The organism is Pseudomonas sp. NPDC086251 (genome assembly GCF_044746405.1).
Taxonomy (GTDB): Bacteria; Pseudomonadota; Gammaproteobacteria; order Pseudomonadales; family Pseudomonadaceae; genus Aquipseudomonas.
In genome coordinates, this window is record NZ_JBIVBY010000016.1 from 16,547 (window position 1) to 34,555 (window position 18,009).

At 61.3% G+C, this 18,009-nt stretch carries 16 protein-coding genes; 8 read left to right on the top strand and 8 right to left on the bottom strand.

What is annotated here, in order from left to right:
* Positions 1-109: 109 nt before the first annotated feature.
* The 4 genes from ACIPL2_RS19455 to ACIPL2_RS19470 are packed head-to-tail and all read right to left on the bottom strand — an operon-like array spanning position 110 to position 2,705.
* Positions 110-1,423 (bottom strand): sensor histidine kinase, encoded by a 1,314-nt coding sequence (locus tag ACIPL2_RS19455; protein WP_401358665.1) that lies wholly within the window; start codon positions 1,421-1,423, stop codon positions 110-112.
* The gene (locus tag ACIPL2_RS19460) at positions 1,420-2,088 is read right to left on the bottom strand and encodes a response regulator transcription factor (protein WP_401358666.1); all 669 of its coding nucleotides are present in this window, start codon (positions 2,086-2,088) and stop codon (positions 1,420-1,422) included. Before ACIPL2_RS19460 ends, ACIPL2_RS19455 begins: the two co-directional genes overlap by 4 nt.
* 3 nt (positions 2,089-2,091) lie before the next feature.
* Positions 2,092-2,397: a PepSY domain-containing protein gene (locus tag ACIPL2_RS19465; RefSeq protein ID WP_059405417.1), complete on the bottom strand. Its 306-nt coding sequence runs from the start codon at positions 2,395-2,397 to the stop codon at positions 2,092-2,094.
* Positions 2,397-2,705 (bottom strand): PepSY domain-containing protein, encoded by a 309-nt coding sequence (locus tag ACIPL2_RS19470; protein WP_401358667.1) that lies wholly within the window; start codon positions 2,703-2,705, stop codon positions 2,397-2,399. Before ACIPL2_RS19470 ends, ACIPL2_RS19465 begins: the two co-directional genes overlap by 1 nt.
* A gap of 262 nt (positions 2,706-2,967) precedes the next feature.
* Between ACIPL2_RS19470 and ACIPL2_RS19475 the strand changes: the two genes are divergently transcribed.
* The 5 genes from ACIPL2_RS19475 (at position 2,968) to codA (ending at position 8,298) form a co-directional block, all read left to right on the top strand.
* Complete coding sequence (locus ACIPL2_RS19475; protein WP_401358669.1) at positions 2,968-4,047, top strand: patatin-like phospholipase family protein; 1,080 nt, start codon at positions 2,968-2,970, stop codon at positions 4,045-4,047.
* A 94-nt stretch (positions 4,048-4,141) separates the two neighbouring features.
* Positions 4,142-4,498, top strand: a complete 357-nt coding sequence (gene queD / locus ACIPL2_RS19480; protein ID WP_059405420.1) for a 6-carboxytetrahydropterin synthase QueD — start codon at positions 4,142-4,144, stop codon at positions 4,496-4,498.
* Positions 4,499-4,696: 198 nt separating this feature from the next.
* A complete protein-coding gene (locus ACIPL2_RS19485) occupies positions 4,697-5,527 on the top strand; it encodes an alpha/beta fold hydrolase (RefSeq protein ID WP_401358671.1) in 831 nt (276 codons plus the stop codon).
* A 238-nt stretch (positions 5,528-5,765) separates the two neighbouring features.
* Positions 5,766-7,037: a cytosine permease gene (gene codB, locus ACIPL2_RS19490; protein WP_401358672.1), complete on the top strand. Its 1,272-nt coding sequence runs from the start codon at positions 5,766-5,768 to the stop codon at positions 7,035-7,037.
* A gap of 13 nt (positions 7,038-7,050) precedes the next feature.
* Positions 7,051-8,298: a cytosine deaminase gene (codA, locus tag ACIPL2_RS19495; RefSeq protein WP_401358674.1), complete on the top strand. Its 1,248-nt coding sequence runs from the start codon at positions 7,051-7,053 to the stop codon at positions 8,296-8,298.
* 110 nt (positions 8,299-8,408) lie between these two features.
* On the opposite strand, the gene ACIPL2_RS19500 is transcribed toward codA, so the two are convergent.
* A complete protein-coding gene (locus ACIPL2_RS19500) occupies positions 8,409-9,401 on the bottom strand; it encodes a diaminopimelate epimerase (RefSeq protein WP_401358675.1) in 993 nt (330 codons plus the stop codon).
* Between the two features lie 206 nt (positions 9,402-9,607).
* On the opposite strand from ACIPL2_RS19500, the gene ACIPL2_RS19505 reads away from it, so the two are divergent.
* Both ACIPL2_RS19505 and ACIPL2_RS19510 read left to right on the top strand, forming a co-directional pair.
* On the top strand, positions 9,608-9,856 hold the full coding sequence (locus ACIPL2_RS19505; protein ID WP_401358676.1) for a hypothetical protein: 249 nt from the start codon (positions 9,608-9,610) through the stop codon (positions 9,854-9,856).
* 127 nt (positions 9,857-9,983) lie between these two features.
* Positions 9,984-11,129, top strand: a complete 1,146-nt coding sequence (locus ACIPL2_RS19510) for an MFS transporter (protein ID WP_401358678.1) — start codon at positions 9,984-9,986, stop codon at positions 11,127-11,129.
* Positions 11,130-11,381: 252 nt separating this feature from the next.
* Here ACIPL2_RS19510 and ACIPL2_RS19515 read toward each other — a convergent pair whose 3' ends face one another.
* The 3 genes from ACIPL2_RS19515 to ACIPL2_RS19525 all read right to left on the bottom strand — a co-directional run bounded on the left by ACIPL2_RS19515 (position 11,382) and on the right by ACIPL2_RS19525 (position 15,430).
* Positions 11,382-13,808: a TonB-dependent siderophore receptor gene (locus tag ACIPL2_RS19515; protein ID WP_401358680.1), complete on the bottom strand. Its 2,427-nt coding sequence runs from the start codon at positions 13,806-13,808 to the stop codon at positions 11,382-11,384.
* Between the two features lie 97 nt (positions 13,809-13,905).
* Complete coding sequence (locus ACIPL2_RS19520) at positions 13,906-14,889, bottom strand: FecR family protein (RefSeq protein WP_401358682.1); 984 nt, start codon at positions 14,887-14,889, stop codon at positions 13,906-13,908.
* 40 nt (positions 14,890-14,929) lie between these two features.
* Positions 14,930-15,430, bottom strand: a complete 501-nt coding sequence (locus ACIPL2_RS19525; protein WP_401358683.1) for a sigma-70 family RNA polymerase sigma factor — start codon at positions 15,428-15,430, stop codon at positions 14,930-14,932.
* A 223-nt stretch (positions 15,431-15,653) separates the two neighbouring features.
* Here ACIPL2_RS19525 and tynA point away from each other — a divergent pair, with 223 nt between their 5' ends.
* Positions 15,654-17,930 carry a primary-amine oxidase gene (gene tynA / locus ACIPL2_RS19530; RefSeq protein ID WP_401358684.1) on the top strand — a complete coding sequence of 759 codons (2,277 nt, stop codon included), beginning with the start codon at positions 15,654-15,656 and terminating at the stop codon, positions 17,928-17,930.
* Positions 17,931-18,009: the final 79 nt, after the last annotated feature.

Consider the following 18,009-nt stretch of genomic DNA (forward strand, 5'->3'; position numbering starts at 1 on the left):
CGGGCTTGCTCGCGATGGCGGTGTGTCATTCAGCACAAATGTTGACTGATACACCGCCTTCGCGAGCAAGCCCGCTCCCACAGGTTGCTAGGTGGTCTTTAGACCGGTGTCAGCGTTTGGGTAATTCGATGACAACCCTTAGCCCGCCCCACTCGCTCTCTTCCAGTCGCAACACCCCGCCCCAGGTGTCGACGATGTCGCGCACGATGCCCAGTCCCAACCCATGCCCGTCAGTCTGCTCATCCAGACGAGTCCCGCGGCTGAACACCTGATCACGCTGATCCGGGGGAATCCCCGGCCCATCGTCTTCCACGCTCAACTGAAAACCTTCCGCCGTCTCGACCACACTCAACCGCACCTCGGCATCCGCCCATTTGCAGGCGTTGTCCAGCAGGTTGCCGAGCAGTTCCAGCAAATCTTCGCGGTCCCACGGCAATTGCAATCCGGGCGGCGCTGCATAGCTGAGTTCAAGATGTTCGCCATGAATCATGTTCAACGTGGCCAGTAATCCCGGCAGTTCCGCATCGCAATCAAACAACGCCCCCGGCAGCGCATCGCCGGACAACCGCGCGCGATTGAGTTCGCGATTGAGCCGTTGTTGCACCTGTTCAAGTTGCGCCTGAATCACTTTACGCAGCTCCGGCTGAGCATCGAGTTTTTCGCTTGAAGCCAGGCTCCACAACACCGCCAGCGGGGTTTTCAAGGCATGGCCAAGGTTGCCCAGCGCATTGCGCGAACGCTTGAGGCTGTCTTCGGTGTGGGCCAGCAAATGGTTGATCTGCGCCACCAGCGGCTCCAGCTCCACCGGCACCTGATCGTCGAGTTGCGAGCGCTGGCCCTGCTGCAACTGGGCAATCTGTTCGCGGGCCTTTTCCAGTGGCCGCAAGGCGCGGCGCACGGTGATCCGTTGCAGCAGCAGAATCAACAACAGCCCCGCCAACCCCAAGCCCAAACCGACCTGTTGCATGCGCAAAAAGCTTTCGCGCACCGGGGTGTAATCCTGGGCCACGCTGATCGAAATCGACTGGCCCAAGCGGCGATAGTCCGAGCGCAATACCAGCAACTGCTGACCTTCCGGGCCCAATTGCAGGTTGCTGTGCAGCCCGGGGTGATCGAGTGGCGGCATTTCCTGATCCCACAGCGAACGGGAACGCCAATGGCTGTCGGCAAAATCGATACGGAAGTAGTGCCCGGAAAACGGTCGCTGATAGGCCGGTGACAGATGTCGCTCATCCAGCTGCAAGCCTTGTGGCCCACGCACCAGCGCCACCAGCAGGCTTTCGCTGTCGTTGCGCAGCCCGGCTTCGAGGTAGCGCTGCAAGCCCATTTCAAACAACCACAAACTGGTTTGCGCCAACACCAGGCCGACGATCACCATCACGCTGATCAGCCCCAGGCTCAAGCGGCGCTGGATCGACCTCACTGGGCTTGCCCGCCGAACAGGTAACCCTGGCCGCGACGGGTTTCGATCACGCTACGGCCGAGCTTGCGCCGCAGGTGGTTGACATGGACTTCCAGCACATTGGAATCGCGCTCGGTTTCACCGTCGTAGAGGTGTTCGGCGAGGTGGCTTTTGGAGAGGATCTGTTCGGGGTGCAGCATGAAATAACGCAGCAGGCGAAACTCGGCGGCGGTGAGCTGGATGTCGGCGCCATCGCGGGTCACGCATTGCCGACCTTCGTCCAGGTGCAGGCCGGCAGCCTTGAGCGTCGGCTGATTGGCCTGGCCGTGGGAGCGGCGCAACAGCGCCTGGACCCGCAAGTGCAGCTCTTCCGGGTGAAAGGGTTTGGTCAGGTAATCGTCGGCGCCGGCCTTGAGGCCTTCGATGCGTTCGGCCCAGGAGCCGCGTGCGGTGAGGATCAGCACGGGCGTCGCCAGGCCGCCGGCTCGCCATTGGTTCAGCACTTCAAGCCCCGGCAAACCTGGCAAACCAAGGTCGAGGATGATCAGGTCATAGGGTTCGCTGCTGCCCTGGTAGACCGCGTCGCGACCGTCGGCCAGCCAATCCACGGCATAGCCCTGACGGTTCAAACCGGCCATCAGTTCGTCGGCCAGGGGCACGTGGTCTTCCACCAGGAGCAAACGCATCGGTCAATCTTCCTTGTCTTTCAGTAGTCGGCCAGTGGCGGCTTCGATGTCCAGTTCGCGGACCACGCCTTCGGTGGTCAGCAGCTCGACCTCATAAATGTAGACGTCATGTTTTTCTTCGAGCTCGGCTTCCAGCAGTTTGGAGCCGGGGTAGCGGTCCAGCGCCTGTTGCAGCAGTTGCTCCAGCGGCAGGATCACGCCCTGCTGACGCAGGCGCAGGGCTTCGTCCTGGTCGAGGTCGCGGGCCATGACGACCGAGCAAAACGCCAGCAGCACCAGCGCCATGCGTGAAACTGAAAACACCTTCATTACGTATCCTGATGATCCTTGAGAACCTGCCCGCTGACAGCGTCTAATTCCAGATCCCACTCAATGCCTTGTGAGTCACGCAGTTCAACCTGGTAGATGTACTTGCCGTACTCTTCTTCCAGCTCGGTTTCGGTGATTTTGGCACCGGGGTGTTTGGCCAAAGCAGTGGCGTTGAGCTTCTCGAACGACACAATGGTACCAGCGTCGCGCAGCCGCAGGGCTTCGTCGGGGCCCAGGTCACGAGCGTGGGCGAGGCTGACGGTCATGCCGATCAGGGCGGCGGTGAACAGGGCAGTCAAGGTTTTCATGGGGTGTCTCCGTATTTTTATGTGTTGCCTACGGGAGCCACCTTAGCGAGCTGAACTTAACTGAAGCTGAATTGCCATCATTGGATATGACGTACACATAACCTGTAGGAGTCAGGCTTGCCGGCGAAGGCGTCCTTCAAACCGCCTTCGCCGGCAAGCCTGGCTCCTACAGGATCGTGGCGCAGCATCCAATGCAGCGTGTTGCCGCGCGCGTCGTTAACACGCGTTTATAATCCCCCGCTTGCCCGACATCGAGACCGGTATGACCGCTATCCACATCAAGTTCCCTTCCCTGACCCTCAAGGCCGGCCCGCGTGCGTTTGCGCGCATTCGTGCCAACGGCTTGAGCGCCGCTGACGTGGGCACGCTGCCCGGAGCCGCCGGTGGTCCCAAGGCGTTGGGGATTCAAGGTCTGGACCTGGCGTTGTTCGGCGAGTGGTTGCCGGCCGCACCACGGGAGCGTTCATTGATCGGTGCGTCGGTGGGTTCCTGGCGCTTCGCCAGCGCGTGCCTGCCGGACGCCGTCGAGGGCATCCGCCGCCTCGGCCATCTGTATACCGAGCAGAATTTCGCCAAAGGCGTGACCATGGCGCAGATCAGCCAGAGCTCGCAACGCATGCTCGATGAGCTGCTCGACGGCCGCGATGCCTCTATCCTGAGCAATGCCGATTACCGACTGAACATCATGGTGGTCAAAAGCCACGGCCTGCTGGCGGACGATCATCGCGGTCGATTGGGGCTGGGCCTGTCATCGGTGATCGCCGACAACCTGCGCGGCCGCGCTCGGCTGTCGCGGCATTTCGAGCGGTTGATCATTCACGATCCGCGCCTCGCGCCGCCGGTCCATGCACTGAACGACTTCCCGTCGCGCTTCGTTGCGCTGGACGCCGGCAACCTGCGCCAGGCCTTGCTGGCATCGGGCTCGATCCCGATGGTGATGGAAGGCGTGCGTGACCTGCCGGGTGCCGGCGCCGGCACCTTCCGCGATGGCGGTCTGCTGGACTATCACCTCGACCTGCCCTACAGCGGCAACGACATCGTGCTCTATCCGCACTTCACCGACCGGGTGATTCCCGGCTGGTTCGACAAGACCTTGCCATGGCGTCGCGCCTGTACGACGCGTTTGCAGGATGTTCTGCTGCTGGCGCCCTCGAAGGACTACCTGGCGCGCCTGCCCTACGGCAAACTGCCGGACCGTAACGACTTCAAGCGCTTCATGGGCGATGCGCCAAGCCGGCAGAAGTACTGGCGCACCACGATGGATGAAAGCCGTCGGCTGGGTGATGAGTTTCTCGAACTGGCCGCTAATGGTCGTCTAGGCGAGCGCTTACTGACCCTTTAGTCAGTGTTTTCCCGCAAGCCCAAACGCAAACTGTTAAACTCGCCGCCTGCCCACATCGCCGCGGCGATCGCCACCTGACAGAGCTGAAACCACTGTGGAAATCTTCAAAGAATTTACCTTCGAATCCGCCCACCGCCTGCCCCACGTGCCGGACGGCCACAAGTGCGGTCGCCTGCACGGTCACTCGTTCAAAGTGGCAATTCACCTGAGCGGTGATCTGGATCCGCACACCGGCTGGATCCGCGACTTCTCGGAAATCAAGGCGATCTTCAAGCCGCTCTACGAGCGCCTGGACCACAACTACCTGAACGACATTCCCGGTCTGGAAAACCCGACCAGTGAAGTGCTGGCCAAATTCATCTGGAAGGAATTGAAGCCCCTGCTGCCGGAACTCAGCGCGATCCGCATCCACGAGACCTGCACCAGCGGTTGCATCTATCACGGCGAGTAACCAGATCTAATGTGGGAGCGGGCTTGCTCGCGAAAGCGGTCTGACATTCAACATTGATGGTGACTGACACGACTTATTCGCGAGCAAGCCCGCTCCCACAAATAAATTGCGTTTCGTCAGTGATACAGAAAACAGCCTTTTATGGCTGTTTTTTTATGCCTATGCTTTTTGGCTCCCACACGCCAAGAGGGCACACCCATGACTGACTGGCCGCTGGCTCAAACCTATCGCTTCAACGGGCACTCCGTTCGCTACGCCGTCCGTGGAGACGGCCCGCCCCTGCTGTTCGTGCATGGCACGCCCTTCTCTTCTTATGTGTGGCACCGGATTGCGCCGCACTTCATCACCACACACCGCGTGCATTACTTCGACCTCCTGGGTTACGGCCAGTCCGAGCAACGCGACAGCGACGTGTCCCTGGGCGTGCAGAACGAGCTGATGGCGCAACTCCTTGAGCATTGGGGCCTGGATTGTCCGGACGTGGTGGCCCACGATTTCGGCGGCGCCACCGCGTTGCGCACGCATCTGTTGAACGGCAAGGATTTCCGCAGCCTGACGCTGATCGACCCGGTGGCGCTGACGCCCTGGGGTTCACCGTTCGTGCAGCATGTGCGCCAGCATGAGGCGGCGTTCAGCGGGCTGCCGGATTACATTCAGCGAGCGATTGTGCCGGCCTACATTCGGGGGGCGATCAAACGGGAAATCCCCGACGACGAGCTCGCACCTTATGTGCAGCCATGGTTGGGCGATCCGGGGCAAGCGGCGTTCTATCGGCAGATCGCGCAGATGGATGAACGCTATACCCGCGAGGCTGAAAAACTGTTCCCGACGATACGCTGCCCGGTGCAGATTCTTTGGGGCGAGGATGATCAGTGGATTCCCATCGAGCGGGGCCGCGCGCTGCATCAGATGATTGCGGGGTCGCAGTTTCACCCAATCGCCAATGCCGGGCATTTGGTTCAGGAAGATGCACCGGAAGCCATCATCGCGGCACTGCTGCGTTTTCTCCCCCTGCAAAAATCCCCCTGAACAAACCGAATCAAATGTGGGAGCGGGCTTGCTCGCGAAGGCGGTGGATCAGCAGACACTTGCATCGACTGACCCACCGCCTTCGCGAGCAAGCCCGCTCCCACATTGGGGCCGTGTCTCGTCAGTTGCACCGCTTTTGTGCCGCCCCCCTCGCTCGGCTATAAGTAATGACACCACCTCACGCTTGGCATGCCCCGTGCAACACCCCGTTCATCTCTCATCCAGCAAGGAACGCCACATGACGCAGAACGATCCGGGCAACGATTACCCCCTCAGCGAAGTGCCTATGCATGCGCGCAAGGGCCTGGCCTCGACGGCCATGGTGCTGCTGGGTTTCACCTTTTTTACCGCGACCATGTTTGCCGGCGGCAAGCTCGGGGTGGCGTTCAGTTTTGGCGAGATGATGGCGGTGATCATCGTCGGCAATCTGCTGCTGGGGATCTACGCTGCGGGACTTGGCTACATCGCCTTCAAAAGCGGCCTCAATTCGGTGCTGATGGGGCGGTTCTGCTTCGGTGAAATCGGCAGCAAACTCAGCGACCTGATCCTCGGTTTCACCCAGATCGGCTGGTACGCCTGGGGCACCGCCACGGCGGCCGTGGTGTTGGGCAAGTATTTCGAATTGAGCCAGGGCAGCGTGCTCGGCCTGATGGTGCTGTTCGGCCTGGTGTTCTGCGCCACCGCGTATGTCGGCTATCGCGGGTTGGAGATTCTGTCGTATATCGCGGTGCCGGCCATGATGGTGTTGCTGATGCTGTCGATGTGGGTGGCCACGGTGAAGGTCGGCGGGCTCGACGGATTGCTCGCGGTGGTCCCGACGGGAAGCCTGGACTGGTCGACCGCGATCACCCTGGTGTTTGGCACCTTCGTCAGCGGCGCCACCCAGGCGACCAACTGGACGCGCTTTTCCCGCTCGGCCCGGGTCGCGGTGCTGGCCAGCCTGATCGGTTTTTTCATCGGCAATGGCCTGATGGTGTTGATCGGCGCCTACGGGGCCATCGTCTATCAGCAACCGGACGTGGTCGAAGTGCTGCTGTTGCAAGGTTTCGCCATGGCGGCGATGGCGATGCTGCTGCTGAACATCTGGAGCACCCAGGACAACACCATCTACAACTTCGCGGTTGCCGGTTGCAACTTGCTGCGCACGGGCCGACGCAAGACCGTGACCCTGGCCGGCGCAGTGATCGGCACGCTGCTGGCGTTGCTGGGCATGTACGACTTGCTGGTGCCGTACCTGATTCTGCTGGGCACGGTGATTCCGCCGATCGGTGGCGTGATCATGGCGGACTTTTTTTTCCGCTATCGTGGTCAATATCCACGACTGGCCGATGCCCGGTTGCCGGCATTCAATTGGTCGGGCTTGAGCGCTTACGCGGTCGGTACAGCGGCCGCTTTCAGTTCGCCGTGGGTCGCGCCGCTGGTAGGGATTGCGTCTGCCGCGTTAACGTATGTGTTACTGACTGGCCTATCGGGTACCCGCACCGCCAACGCAGCCTTACAAGATCTATAAAAGGATTCACCTGATGCACATCATCAACGCCCGCCTGCGCAACCAAGAAGGCCTGCATGAGTTGCACCTGGAAAACGGCCTGATCAGCAACATCGCCCGGCAGACCGAAGCGCCGACCCTGGGCCCCGACGATCTGGATGCCGCCGGTAACCTGGTGGTGCCGCCATTCGTCGAGCCGCACATCCATCTCGACGCGACGCTCACCGCTGGCGAACCGCGCTGGAACATGAGTGGCACGCTGTTCGAAGGCATCGAATGCTGGGGCGAGCGCAAGGCGACCATTACCCTGGAAGACACCAAGACCCGCGCAAGGAAAACCATCCAGACCCTCGCCGCCCATGGCATCCAGCATGTGCGCACCCACGTCGATGTCACCGACCCGACATTGGCGGCGCTCAAGGCGATGCTCGAACTGCGCGAAGAAAGCCGTCATCTGGTCGATATGCAAATCGTCGCGTTCCCTCAGGAAGGCATCGAGTCGTACCGCAACGGCCGGGAGTTGATGGAAGAAGCGATTCGCATGGGCGCCGATGTCGTCGGCGGGATTCCGCATTTTGAGTACACCCGCGATCAGGGCGTGAGTTCGGTGAAGTTCCTGATGGACCTGGCCGAACGCACGGGTTGCCTGGTGGACGTGCATTGCGATGAAACCGACGACCCGCATTCACGTTTCCTTGAGGTGCTGGCCGAAGAGGCCCGCAGCCGCGACATGGGTTCGCGGGTCACGGCCAGCCACACCACGGCCATGGGCTCTTACGACAACGCCTACTGCGCCAAACTGTTTCGCTTGCTCGGGCACTCGGGGATCAGTTTTGTTTCCTGCCCCACCGAAAGCATTCACCTGCAAGGGCGCTACGACAACTTCCCGAAACGCCGGGGCGTGACCCGGGTCAACGAGCTGCTCGAAGCGGGGATGAACGTGTGTTTCGGCCAGGACTCGATCGTCGACCCGTGGTATCCGCTGGGCAACGGCAACATCTTGCGGGTGCTTGAGGCCGGTCTGCACATCTGCCACATGCTCGGTTATCGCAACCTGCAAAGTGCGCTGGACCTGGTCACCGACAACAGCGCCAAGGCCATGGCCCTGGGTGATCGGTATGGACTGGAGCGCGGGCGCCCGGCGAATTTGCTGATTTTGTCGGCGGACAGCGATTATGAGGTGATTCGCAGCCAGGGCTTGCCGTTGTATTCGGTTCGCGGGGGCAAGGTGTTGATGAAAAGGACGATGCCGGTGGTGGAGTTTTTCGGCGATCAGGGCTGACATTTGCATTGATTTGACTGGCCCCTTCGCGAGCAAGCCCGCTCCCACATTGGTCCTGCGAACACAGGTCAAATGTGGGAGCGGGCTTGCTCGCGAAGGCTATCTGACAGTCAACCCATCAACCGAGCCGTACCAAACAGGCTAACCCGACTCAATTCGCCGTCCGATTCCTCCAGCAGAATCGGCGCCGTACCGCCGGGCATGACGACGTTCACTTCACCCGCCGCCACCCAACCCACCCGCCAAGCCGCACACGCCACTGCGCTAGCGCTGGTGCCCGACGACGCTGTCGGCCCTTCACCACGCTCGAACACCCGCGCCACCACTCGCCCTGCGGACTCAAGCAGCGCCCATTGCAGATTGATCCCCGCCGGGCATGGCCGCCCTGCCCCGGTCGGCATGGCATAGGCGATGCGCGTCAGCCCTTCGGCCAATCCCGCTTGGCGCATCTGCTCATTACTCGGCAAGGCACCCGCGTCATCCACCAGGGTGACGCAATGCGGGTTACCCACCCGCACGAACTGACTGCGCGCCCAAGCGGCATCCAGCAACGCCAACGGTTGCACGTGGCTGAGTTCGCGGCCGTTGAACGCCACGCTTTCAACCCCTTCGGCACTGACCGCACCGGGTCCGAAGGCAGGCTTGCCCAAATCCAGCCAGAAACCCGGCACGCCTTCGACTTGCGCCGGTTTCACCGATGTCTCGCCCGGGGAAACAACATCGGCCTTGTCGTGGTGGACCCTGAGCAGACACGCCTCGTCCTTTGGCCAGAGCCCAAGGTCACTCAGCGCCTGGGAGAAAATCGTCAGGCCGTTGCCGCTGCGCTCGGCCAGGGTGCCGTCGGTGTTCACGATCAACAGATCAAAAGGAGGCGACGCCTGAAACGGCCCCACCAACAAACCATCGCTGCAATGATCCTTGCTGCCCGGCGGTTGTGTACCGGGGGCCCAGCCACAGCACGCCTCGATAGCCGCCAACGCCCAGGTTTCGCGGGTTTGCGCGGCGTGACAGGCCTGATCGGGTATGTCGACTCCGTTGCGACGCAAGTCCTCGGGCGCCACAACCAGGTAGATATTGCCTCGTGCATCGTACATCCGCGCCATGGGTCAGTCCTGAGGTCAGCCTGGAAAAGAGCCTGTACTTTAGAGGTTGCCGAAAGCACACCGCAAACCCTCGCAACAACGATCCGGTTATTTAACCGCCCGGCTTTTATCGCAAAACAATGCCTGCGATCTGTCACAAGTGACAGCAGACAGCCCATCCAATACCGCCCAGAGTAAATCGACACCTCAAGCGTTCGGTGACGATCATGAAAAGAACTCACCTGGTGTCCCTGCTGATGGTCCTGGTAGTGGGCGGCGGCGAAGGCTACTTCTGGCACTCCTTTGATAAAAGCGGCAAAGGCTCAGGTGTAAAGGTGATCGACGACGTCGCGCCTGACCCCATGGCTGAAAACCCTCGCGACGAACCGCTGTTCCTCAGAGGCCGAAACGCCAATGCCGACAATCCGCACGTGTTCGAAACCTTCAACGCCGAATTCGTCAATCTGCGGCCTTGACCCGCAATCCGCAGGAAAAGCGCGGGATTGACTGTCACAAAAACCCTTCAAGGTCGCGATAGGCTGGCTGATATGCAAGGATGTTGCCTTTCAGATCATCAGTGCACCGCAACACCAAGGATTTTTCATGACGGTCATCAGCACCCCACCCCCTGTCGTTCCTGGACGCCTGGAACAGATGTCCACGCGCATCGCCTTTTTTATTGCCGGTTTCGGGATTGCCGCGTGGGCGCCGCTGGTGCCGTACGCCAAGGCGCGGGCCGGGCTGGATGAAGGGACGCTCGGTGTGTTGCTGTTGTGCCTGGGGGTCGGCTCGATCCTGGCGATGCCGTTGGCCGGGATTTTGTCCACGCGCTATGGCTGTCGCCGGGTAGCGACCGCCGGTACGCTGCTGATCTGCCTGGCCCTGCCGTTGCTGGCGACGGTGTCTTCGGTTCCGGCGCTGATCGTGGCGCTGTTCCTGTTTGGCGCCGGCCTCGGCACGGTGGATTCGACGGTGAACCTGCAAGCGGTGATCGTCGAGCGGGCCAGCGGCAAAACCATGATGTCGGGTTTCCACGGGATGTTCAGCCTCGGCGGGATCGTCGGTGCCGCCGGTGTCAGCGCCTTGCTCGGTTTGGAGGTTTCACCGCTGGGGGCGATGCTGGTGGTGAATGCTGTCCTGCTGATCGCGCTGTTTAAGGCTGCGCCACACCTGCTGCCGTATGGCAGCGAACGTTCGGGCCCGGCGTTTGCCGTTCCCCACGGCATTGTGCTGTTCATCGGCGGGATGTGTTTCATCGTGTTCCTGGCCGAAGGCGCGGCGCTCGACTGGAGCGCGGTGTTCCTGACACAGGAGCGCGGGATCGCCACGGCGTATGCGGGGCTGGGTTATGCGGCGTTCGCGCTGACCATGACGGTCGGGCGGTTGACCGGTGATTCGATCGTGCGGCGGTTAGGCGCCACCAAAGTGATTGTGTTCGGCGGGCTGACGGCGGCGGCCGGTCTGTTTCTGGCGACATTCGCACCGAGCTGGGAAGCGGCGCTGGTGGGTTATGCATTGCTCGGGGCTGGCTGCTCGAACATCGTGCCGGTGCTGTACACCGCGGTGGGCAAGCAGACCGTCATGCCGCAGAGCATCGCCGTGCCGGCCATTACCACCCTGGGTTATGCGGGAATTCTGGCGGGGCCTGCGGTGATCGGCTTTATTGCGCACGCCAGCAGCTTGAGTTTTGCCTTCGCGTTGATGGCGTTGTTGCTGGTGGCGGTGGCCATTGGCGGGAAGGTGTTGTAGGAGCGAGGCTTGCCCGCGAAGGCGGTGTGTCAGGCAATAACCCTGTCGAATGGGCCGGCCTCTTCGCGGGCAAGCCTCGCTCCTACAGGGATTTGTGAGTGCCGAAAATCCATTGTGGGAGCGAGCCTGCTCGCGAAGGCGGTGTGTCAGGCAATAACCCTGTCGAAGGGGCCGGCCTCTTCGCGGGCAAGCCTCGCTCCTACAGGGATTTGTGAGCGTCGCAAATCCACTGTGGGAGCGTGACTTGGTCTATCAGAACCCGACGCTGGCCTGCACGAAGAACGTGCGCGGTGCGCCGACGTACATGCCCGAGTTGTTGTCGCTGGAGCGGGTGAAGTACTGCTTGTCGAAGACGTTCTTGATCCCCGCCCCGACTTTCAGGTTCGACACCTGCGGACCAAAGTCATAGCCGCTACGCACGTTCCAGGTCACGTAGCCCGGAATGTCGCCGTACTGGCCGTCTGCGGTGCCTTCGGTGATGTAGTTGTTGGTGAAGCTGCCATCGGCATTCACCGCAACACCCGGCGAGCGCTGTTTGGACTGGGCGAAGGCATCGATGTTGTAGGTCCAGCGGTTGATGTCATAACGCAGGCCGGCAGTCGCCACCTGGCGCGAGTAGAACGGCAAGTCACGGCCCTTGAAACCCGGAATCTCGCCTTCATAAACAGCGCGGGTGTAGGTGAAACCGGCGTTGGCGGTCAGGCCGTCGAGGCGTGGGTCCAATGCCGCCATGTCGTAATGCACCGAGGCCTCGATGCCCTGGTGCGTGGTCGCGCCGAGGTTGGTCCAGCCCGCATCGTTGCTGATGTATTGCAGCTCTTTATCGAAGTCGATGTAGAACAGCGTCACTTCACCGCCCCACACATCATCGTTGTAGCGCGTGCCGACCTCGTAGGTCTTGGCCTTTTCCGGCTCCAGGCCATTGGCGGTGTTGTCACCGTCGCCCCCCTGGCCGAGCTGGAAATACTGCAGGCTGCCAAACGAGGTTTCGTAGTTGGCGAACAGCTTCCAGGCATCGGAGATGTGATACATCACGCTCAGGGCCGGCAGCGGCTCGTTGCTTTCAATGCTGCGGTTCTTTTCCGGCACCGGCTTGCCAGCGGTGTCGAGCACCGGGCGGTCGTGCCAGTCGGTGCTGATGTGTTCGAAACGGATGCCCGGCGTGACGGTCCAGTTGCCGACGTCGATCTTGTTGTCGACGTAGACCGAGTTGGCTTCAGTGCCGCCGGTGCGGTCCTGATAGACATGCCCGTCGGAACCCGGACGCACCACCGGTTCGTTGCTGCTGTTCAGTGCCAGGCGGCTGGCCGATTCGTGCATGCCTTCCTTGAGGTAGCGATAACCGACACTGACTTCCTGGGTCGTCGGGCCGACATCGAACACGTGCGACACGCGCGGCTCGATACCGAAGGTGTAGTAGGTGCGCGGGAACGAGCCGAGGGTCTTCTGATCGCGGGCGGCGATGTTGCTGCCACGGAAGCTGTCGGAATAGTAGGTCAGCACTTCGGCCTGGGTGCGGTCGTCGATCTGCCGGGCCCATTTGAACGACACGTCTTTGCGGCGACCGCTGAAGTTGTCGTTGTTGCGGTCGGACTGGAACGGGTCTTCGTCGTACTGCGCCTGGGTCAGGCCGCCGGGCATGTCGGCGCTGGCGTCGTAGTAGTGAAAATTGAGGCTGAAATCGTCGACATCGGTGGGTGCCCAGTGAGTCTTGAGGATCACGTCGTCGATGTCGTTGCCGTTGTTGCGCTCACGGTAACCGTTGCCGTTCACGCCGGAGTACAACAGCGCCACGCCGATGCCGTTGTCCGCAGTGCCGCCGACAAATGCCGTGTCGATGTGCTTCCAGCCGCCGTGCTGGGAAGTTTCCAGGGTCGAACCGATTTCAGCGGAGGCTTTTTCCGGGATCGCACGGGTCACGAAGTTGATCACGCCGCCGACGTTTTGTGGCCCATAACGCACGGAGCCGGCGCCACGGACCACGTCGATGCTGTCGAGGTTGCCGGAAGAAATCGGCGCCATCGACAGTTGCGGCTGGCCGTACGGGGCGAAGGCTGCCGGCACGCCGTCGATCAATACGGTGGAGCGTGGCGACAGACGCGACGTCAGGCCGCGCACGCCGACGTTCAAGGAAATATCGCTGCCACCGGTACCGTTGGCGTCCTGCACTTGCACACCAGGCACACGCTTGAGCACGTCGCCGACGTTCATCGCGCCCTGCTCGACCATCGCTTCGCGGCGGATCACGGTCCGCGCGCCAGGGTGGTTCTGCACCACGGCGGCATTCGCATCACCGAGCCAGTCGCCGACTACTTTGATGTCGGTCACGCCCAGCTCCAGCGGACCATTCGACGCCGAAGTCGGCGCCGGCATCAGGGTCACCGAACCTTGATCGATCTGATACTGCAGACCACTGCCTTGCAGCAACTGACGCAGGGCTTCCTCCGGCGAGAGGTTGCCGTCCACCGCCGGGGCCTGTTTGCCGGCCACCAGCTCAGGGCTGAAAAAAACCTGCAACGAGGTTTGCTGACCCAGCTGGCTCAAAGCCTGACCCAACGGCTGCGCCTGGATGTGAATGGCGTCGGCGGCGAATGCCTGGGGCAGTGCCGAGCTGACGGCCAGGGCCAGGGCGAGGCGCAACCAAGGGGATTTGTTGTTTTTAGCGGTGGATTTTTTCACGTCGAACGGAGTCCTGTGGATCGCAAGAGTGTGCGCTTGTTAATGCAAACCAGTTGCAGTTGGACAGGAAGACGATCAACTCGAAAAAAACCTGAATCTATTTTGAAATTATTTCCTGACTGCCGTCATCGAGGGTGCGCACGGCCACCGGCAGGATGCTCGGCAAGGCCTTGAGCAGTGCGTCGGTGTTGTCGGATTTGAACACGCTGGTCAGGCGCAGATTGCCCACTCTGTCGTTGCCGACCGTGAGTGGCTTTTCCCGGTAGCGCGAGACTTCAGCGGCGACCTCGGCCAGGCTGGCGTTGTTGAACACCAGTTTGCCGCTGCGCCAGGCCGTCAGTTCTGCCGGATTGACCGCGTAGGCGGCGGCCACGTTGCCTTGGGCATCGATGTGCGAGCCGAGGCCGGCAGTCAGGCTGACGAAATCACCGTCGGCGGCGCCAAGACGCTGGACCTTCACGGTGCCCTGCTCCACCGCGACACGGGTCTGGGCGCTGTCGCGGCGCACATCGAAGCGGGTGCCAGTGACCGTGACCTTACCGTTGCCCGCCTCGACCACGAAAGGCCGGCTGGTGTCATGCTCGACGCTGAACATCGCCTCGCCTTCCGTCAACTCGATGCCCCGGCGATTTTTTTCAAAGCGCACCTGCACCCGGCTGCGGCTGTTGAGGTCGATCACCGAGCCATCCGGCAACGCCACATGGCGACGCTCGCCCAACGCGGTGGCGAATTCGGCGGTGTACGTCGACGAGTGATTCAAGCCGCTGAACAGCCCCAACCCGAGCGCCACCGCCAACACACTGGCGGCCACCGCATAACGCACCAGCGGGCGCCGCTTACTGCGGGCCGGCGAAGTTTCGCACAAGGCTTTCAGTCGCGCGGCTGGCAGCAGATCGGCCGCCGTCCACAAGCCCTGGAGCAACTGAAATTCGTCACGATGCTGAGGGTGTTCGGCCAGCCAGGCTTCGAAGCGTCGATAGTCTTCGACCTCCACCGCCGGTTCCTGCAAACGCACAAACCAGCGCGCCGCATCGTCGCGAACCCTTGTTTGCCCGCACGCACAATCACGAGTATCCATCATGGAAGTTCCTGTTTGGCTGGGGGTGAGAAGGCGCGGCCGATCATGATTGCAATCCGTCCAGACGATCGCGCAAATGCCGCAGCGTGCGGATCATATACTTTTCCACCATGTTCTTGGACAGTCCCAGGCGTTCGGCGATTTCGGCCTGGGTCAGGCCTTCGATTTTCTGCCAGACAAACACCTTGCGGCAGTTGACTGGCAGCTCGGTGAGCGCCCGTTCGATGGAATCAGCCAACTGGATCGCATGCATGAAATGCTCCGGGTCGCCGGACGACGACGCACTGTGATCGATCGCCTCCGACTCCATGGCGCCCCGCCGATCCTCACGCCGATAACCATCCACCGCGATATTGCGGGCGGTCTGATGCAAATAGGCCCGGGGTTGCTCCACCGCCGCCGAATCGGACTCAAGCACCCGCACGAAGGTGTCGTGGGCCAGATCCTCGGCCTGCTGACGATTTCTCAGGCGACGGGTCCAGGTGCCAACCAACTCTTCGTAATGCTCGAAAAAGCCGTGTCTGCGGGGCAACTTGGGGGTCATTGCAGTGTGCTGTGGAGACGGGGCGTGAATAGTAATGCTTCCTATTAACTGGAAGCAACGGATTCCAGACCGGTGCCACACGTTTGCGCCGGAGGGGCCGGCGAGGGAAAAGTTGATTTAGGCACAGAGCCAAAGGATTCTGGCAGGGATCCAAAAGAAGCGATCCACAGGCTGTAGCAAAGTGCAGCAATGCCTGTCACCGGTTTTACCCAAGGAATTGCCAATGTTCATGTTTAAAAGAAGACCCCTGGCTCGACTCGCGCTGGCCATCACCTTGGGCACTCTCGGCTTGCCTTGCTGGATGTCCAGTGCCCATGCCCACGGCGGTCATGCCGAGATGGTGCCCTTGCAATCGACCCTTGAAGAGTTCGGGGCGACGGTCAAATGGGATGACTATTCCAACCTGTTCACCATTGCCAAGGACGGGGTTTACCTCAAGGTCAAGCCGGACAGCAAAGTCGCCGTGCTGAACGGCAAGCGGATGGAGCTGAGCGTGCCGGTGGTGTTCAAGAACAACACCGCGTTCATGTCCAAGGACTTCATCAACCAGGTGTTCCAGTCCGGCCTGGACAAAACCTACGTGGTTGAGACCCGCCCTAACCCGCTCAACCCGCTGAGCGCGGACGAAATCACCGCAGCGGTGAACATCGTCAAGCAGTCCGACCACTACAAGCCCGGTTTCCGCTTCACCGAAGTCTCCGTCAATGAGCCACCGAAGGACCAGGTCTGGAACTTCGTCTACACCGGCCAGAACGTCACCCAGCCGCGCCAGGCGAACATCGTGGTGCTCGATGGCAAGCACGTGATCGAGGCGCTGGTCGACCTCGACAGCAAGACCCTCACATCGTGGAAACCGGTCGAGGGCGCCCACGGCATGGTCTTGCTCGACGACTTCGCCACCGTGCAGTCGGCCATCGAGGCCAGCCCCGAATACGCCGAGGCGCTGGCCAAGCGTGGCATCACCGATGTGAAGAAAGTCGTGGCCACGCCGTTGACGGTCGGTTACTTCGACGGCAAGGACGGTCTGGCGCAGGATAAACGCCTGCTGAAAATCGTCAGTTACCTCAACACCGGCGACGGCAATTACTGGAGCCATCCGATCGAGGGCCTGGTGGCGATTGTCGACCTTGAGCAAAAGAAACTGATCAAGATCGAAGACGGCGCGGTCATTCCGGTGCCGATGAAGCCGACGCCGTATGACGGGCGTGGGCGCAAAGGCACACAGGTCAAGCCGCTGGAGATCATCGAGCCCGAGGGGAAAAACTACACCATCACCGGCAACAGCATTCATTGGCAGAACTGGGACTTCCACGTTCGCCTCGATTCGCGGGTCGGGCCGATCCTGTCGACAGTCACTTATGACGACAAGGGCAAGAAACGCAAAATCATGTACGAAGGCTCGCTGGGCGGGATGATCGTGCCGTACGGCGATCCCGACGGCGGCTGGTATTTCAAGGCTTACCTTGATTCCGGCGATTACGGCATGGGCACGTTGACCTCGCCCATCGCCCGCAGCAAAGACGCCCCGGAAAACGCCGTGCTGCTGGACGCCACGATTGCCGACTACACCGGCGCCCCGACGTCGATCCCACGCGCCATGGCCGTGTTCGAGCGCTACGCCGGCCCGGAATACAAACACCAGGAGATGGGCCAGCTGAACCTCAGCACCGAGCGCCGTGAATTGGTGGTGCGCTGGATCAGCACCGTCGGCAACTACGACTACATCTTCGACTGGGTCTTCCAGCAGAACGGGACGATCGGCATCGACGCCGGTGCCACCGGGATCGAAGCGGTCAAGGGCGTGCAATCGAAAACCATGCACGAGGCCACGGCCAAGGAAGACACGCGCTACGGCACCCTGCTCGACCACAACATCGTCGGCACCACCCACCAGCACATCTACAACTTCCGTCTGGACATGGATGTCGATGGGGAGAACAACTCACTGGTCGAAGTGAACCCGGTGGTGCTGCCCAACGACCGTGGCGGACCGCGCACCAGCACCATGCAGACTGAAAACACAGTGGTCAGCACCGAACAGCAGGCCGTACAGAAATTCGACCCGTCGACCGTGCGCCTGCTGACCAACTTCAGCAAGGAAAACAAGGTCGGCAACCCGGTGTCCTATCAGCTGATTCCGTATGCCGGCGGTACGCATCCGGTGGCCAAGGGCGCCAACTTCGGCAAGGACGAATGGCTCTATCACCGCTTGAGTTTCATGGACAAGCAACTGTGGGTGACGCGCTACAACCCAGATGAGAAGTACCCGGAAGGCAAGTACCCGAACCGCTCGGACAAAGACTCGGGGCTCGGGCAGTTCACCCACGATGACCAGTCCGTCGAAAACACCGACGACGTGGTCTGGCTGACTACCGGCACCACGCACATCGCAAGGGCCGAAGAGTGGCCGATCATGCCGACCGAGTGGGTGCACGTGCTGTTGAAGCCGTGGAATTTCTTCGATGAAACGCCGACGTTGAACCTTAACAGTCCGAAGTAAGGTAAAGATCAAGAGATCGCAGCCTCGTTTCACTCGACAGCTCCTACAGGATTACGCGATCCCCTGTAGGAGCTGTCGA

Excerpts from the sequence above, each read along its gene's own strand:
- ACIPL2_RS19475 (WP_401358669.1), top strand. The coding sequence starts at position 2,968 with ATGACCGCTATCCACATCAAGTTCCCTTCCCTGACCCTCAAGGCCGGC.
- ACIPL2_RS19470 (WP_401358667.1), bottom strand. The coding sequence starts at position 2,705 with ATGAAAACCTTGACTGCCCTGTTCACCGCCGCCCTGATCGGCATGACC.
- ACIPL2_RS19510 (WP_401358678.1), top strand. The coding sequence starts at position 9,984 with ATGACGGTCATCAGCACCCCACCCCCTGTCGTTCCTGGACGCCTGGAA.
- ACIPL2_RS19505 (WP_401358676.1), top strand. The coding sequence starts at position 9,608 with ATGAAAAGAACTCACCTGGTGTCCCTGCTGATGGTCCTGGTAGTGGGC.
- ACIPL2_RS19520 (WP_401358682.1), bottom strand. The coding sequence starts at position 14,889 with ATGATGGATACTCGTGATTGTGCGTGCGGGCAAACAAGGGTTCGCGAC.
- ACIPL2_RS19485 (WP_401358671.1), top strand. The coding sequence starts at position 4,697 with ATGACTGACTGGCCGCTGGCTCAAACCTATCGCTTCAACGGGCACTCC.
- tynA (WP_401358684.1), top strand. The coding sequence starts at position 15,654 with ATGTTCATGTTTAAAAGAAGACCCCTGGCTCGACTCGCGCTGGCCATC.
- ACIPL2_RS19465 (WP_059405417.1), bottom strand. The coding sequence starts at position 2,397 with ATGAAGGTGTTTTCAGTTTCACGCATGGCGCTGGTGCTGCTGGCGTTT.
- codB (WP_401358672.1), top strand. The coding sequence starts at position 5,766 with ATGACGCAGAACGATCCGGGCAACGATTACCCCCTCAGCGAAGTGCCT.
- codA (WP_401358674.1), top strand. The coding sequence starts at position 7,051 with ATGCACATCATCAACGCCCGCCTGCGCAACCAAGAAGGCCTGCATGAG.
- ACIPL2_RS19525 (WP_401358683.1), bottom strand. The coding sequence starts at position 15,430 with ATGACCCCCAAGTTGCCCCGCAGACACGGCTTTTTCGAGCATTACGAA.
- ACIPL2_RS19460 (WP_401358666.1), bottom strand. The coding sequence starts at position 2,088 with ATGCGTTTGCTCCTGGTGGAAGACCACGTGCCCCTGGCCGACGAACTG.
- ACIPL2_RS19500 (WP_401358675.1), bottom strand. The coding sequence starts at position 9,401 with ATGGCGCGGATGTACGATGCACGAGGCAATATCTACCTGGTTGTGGCG.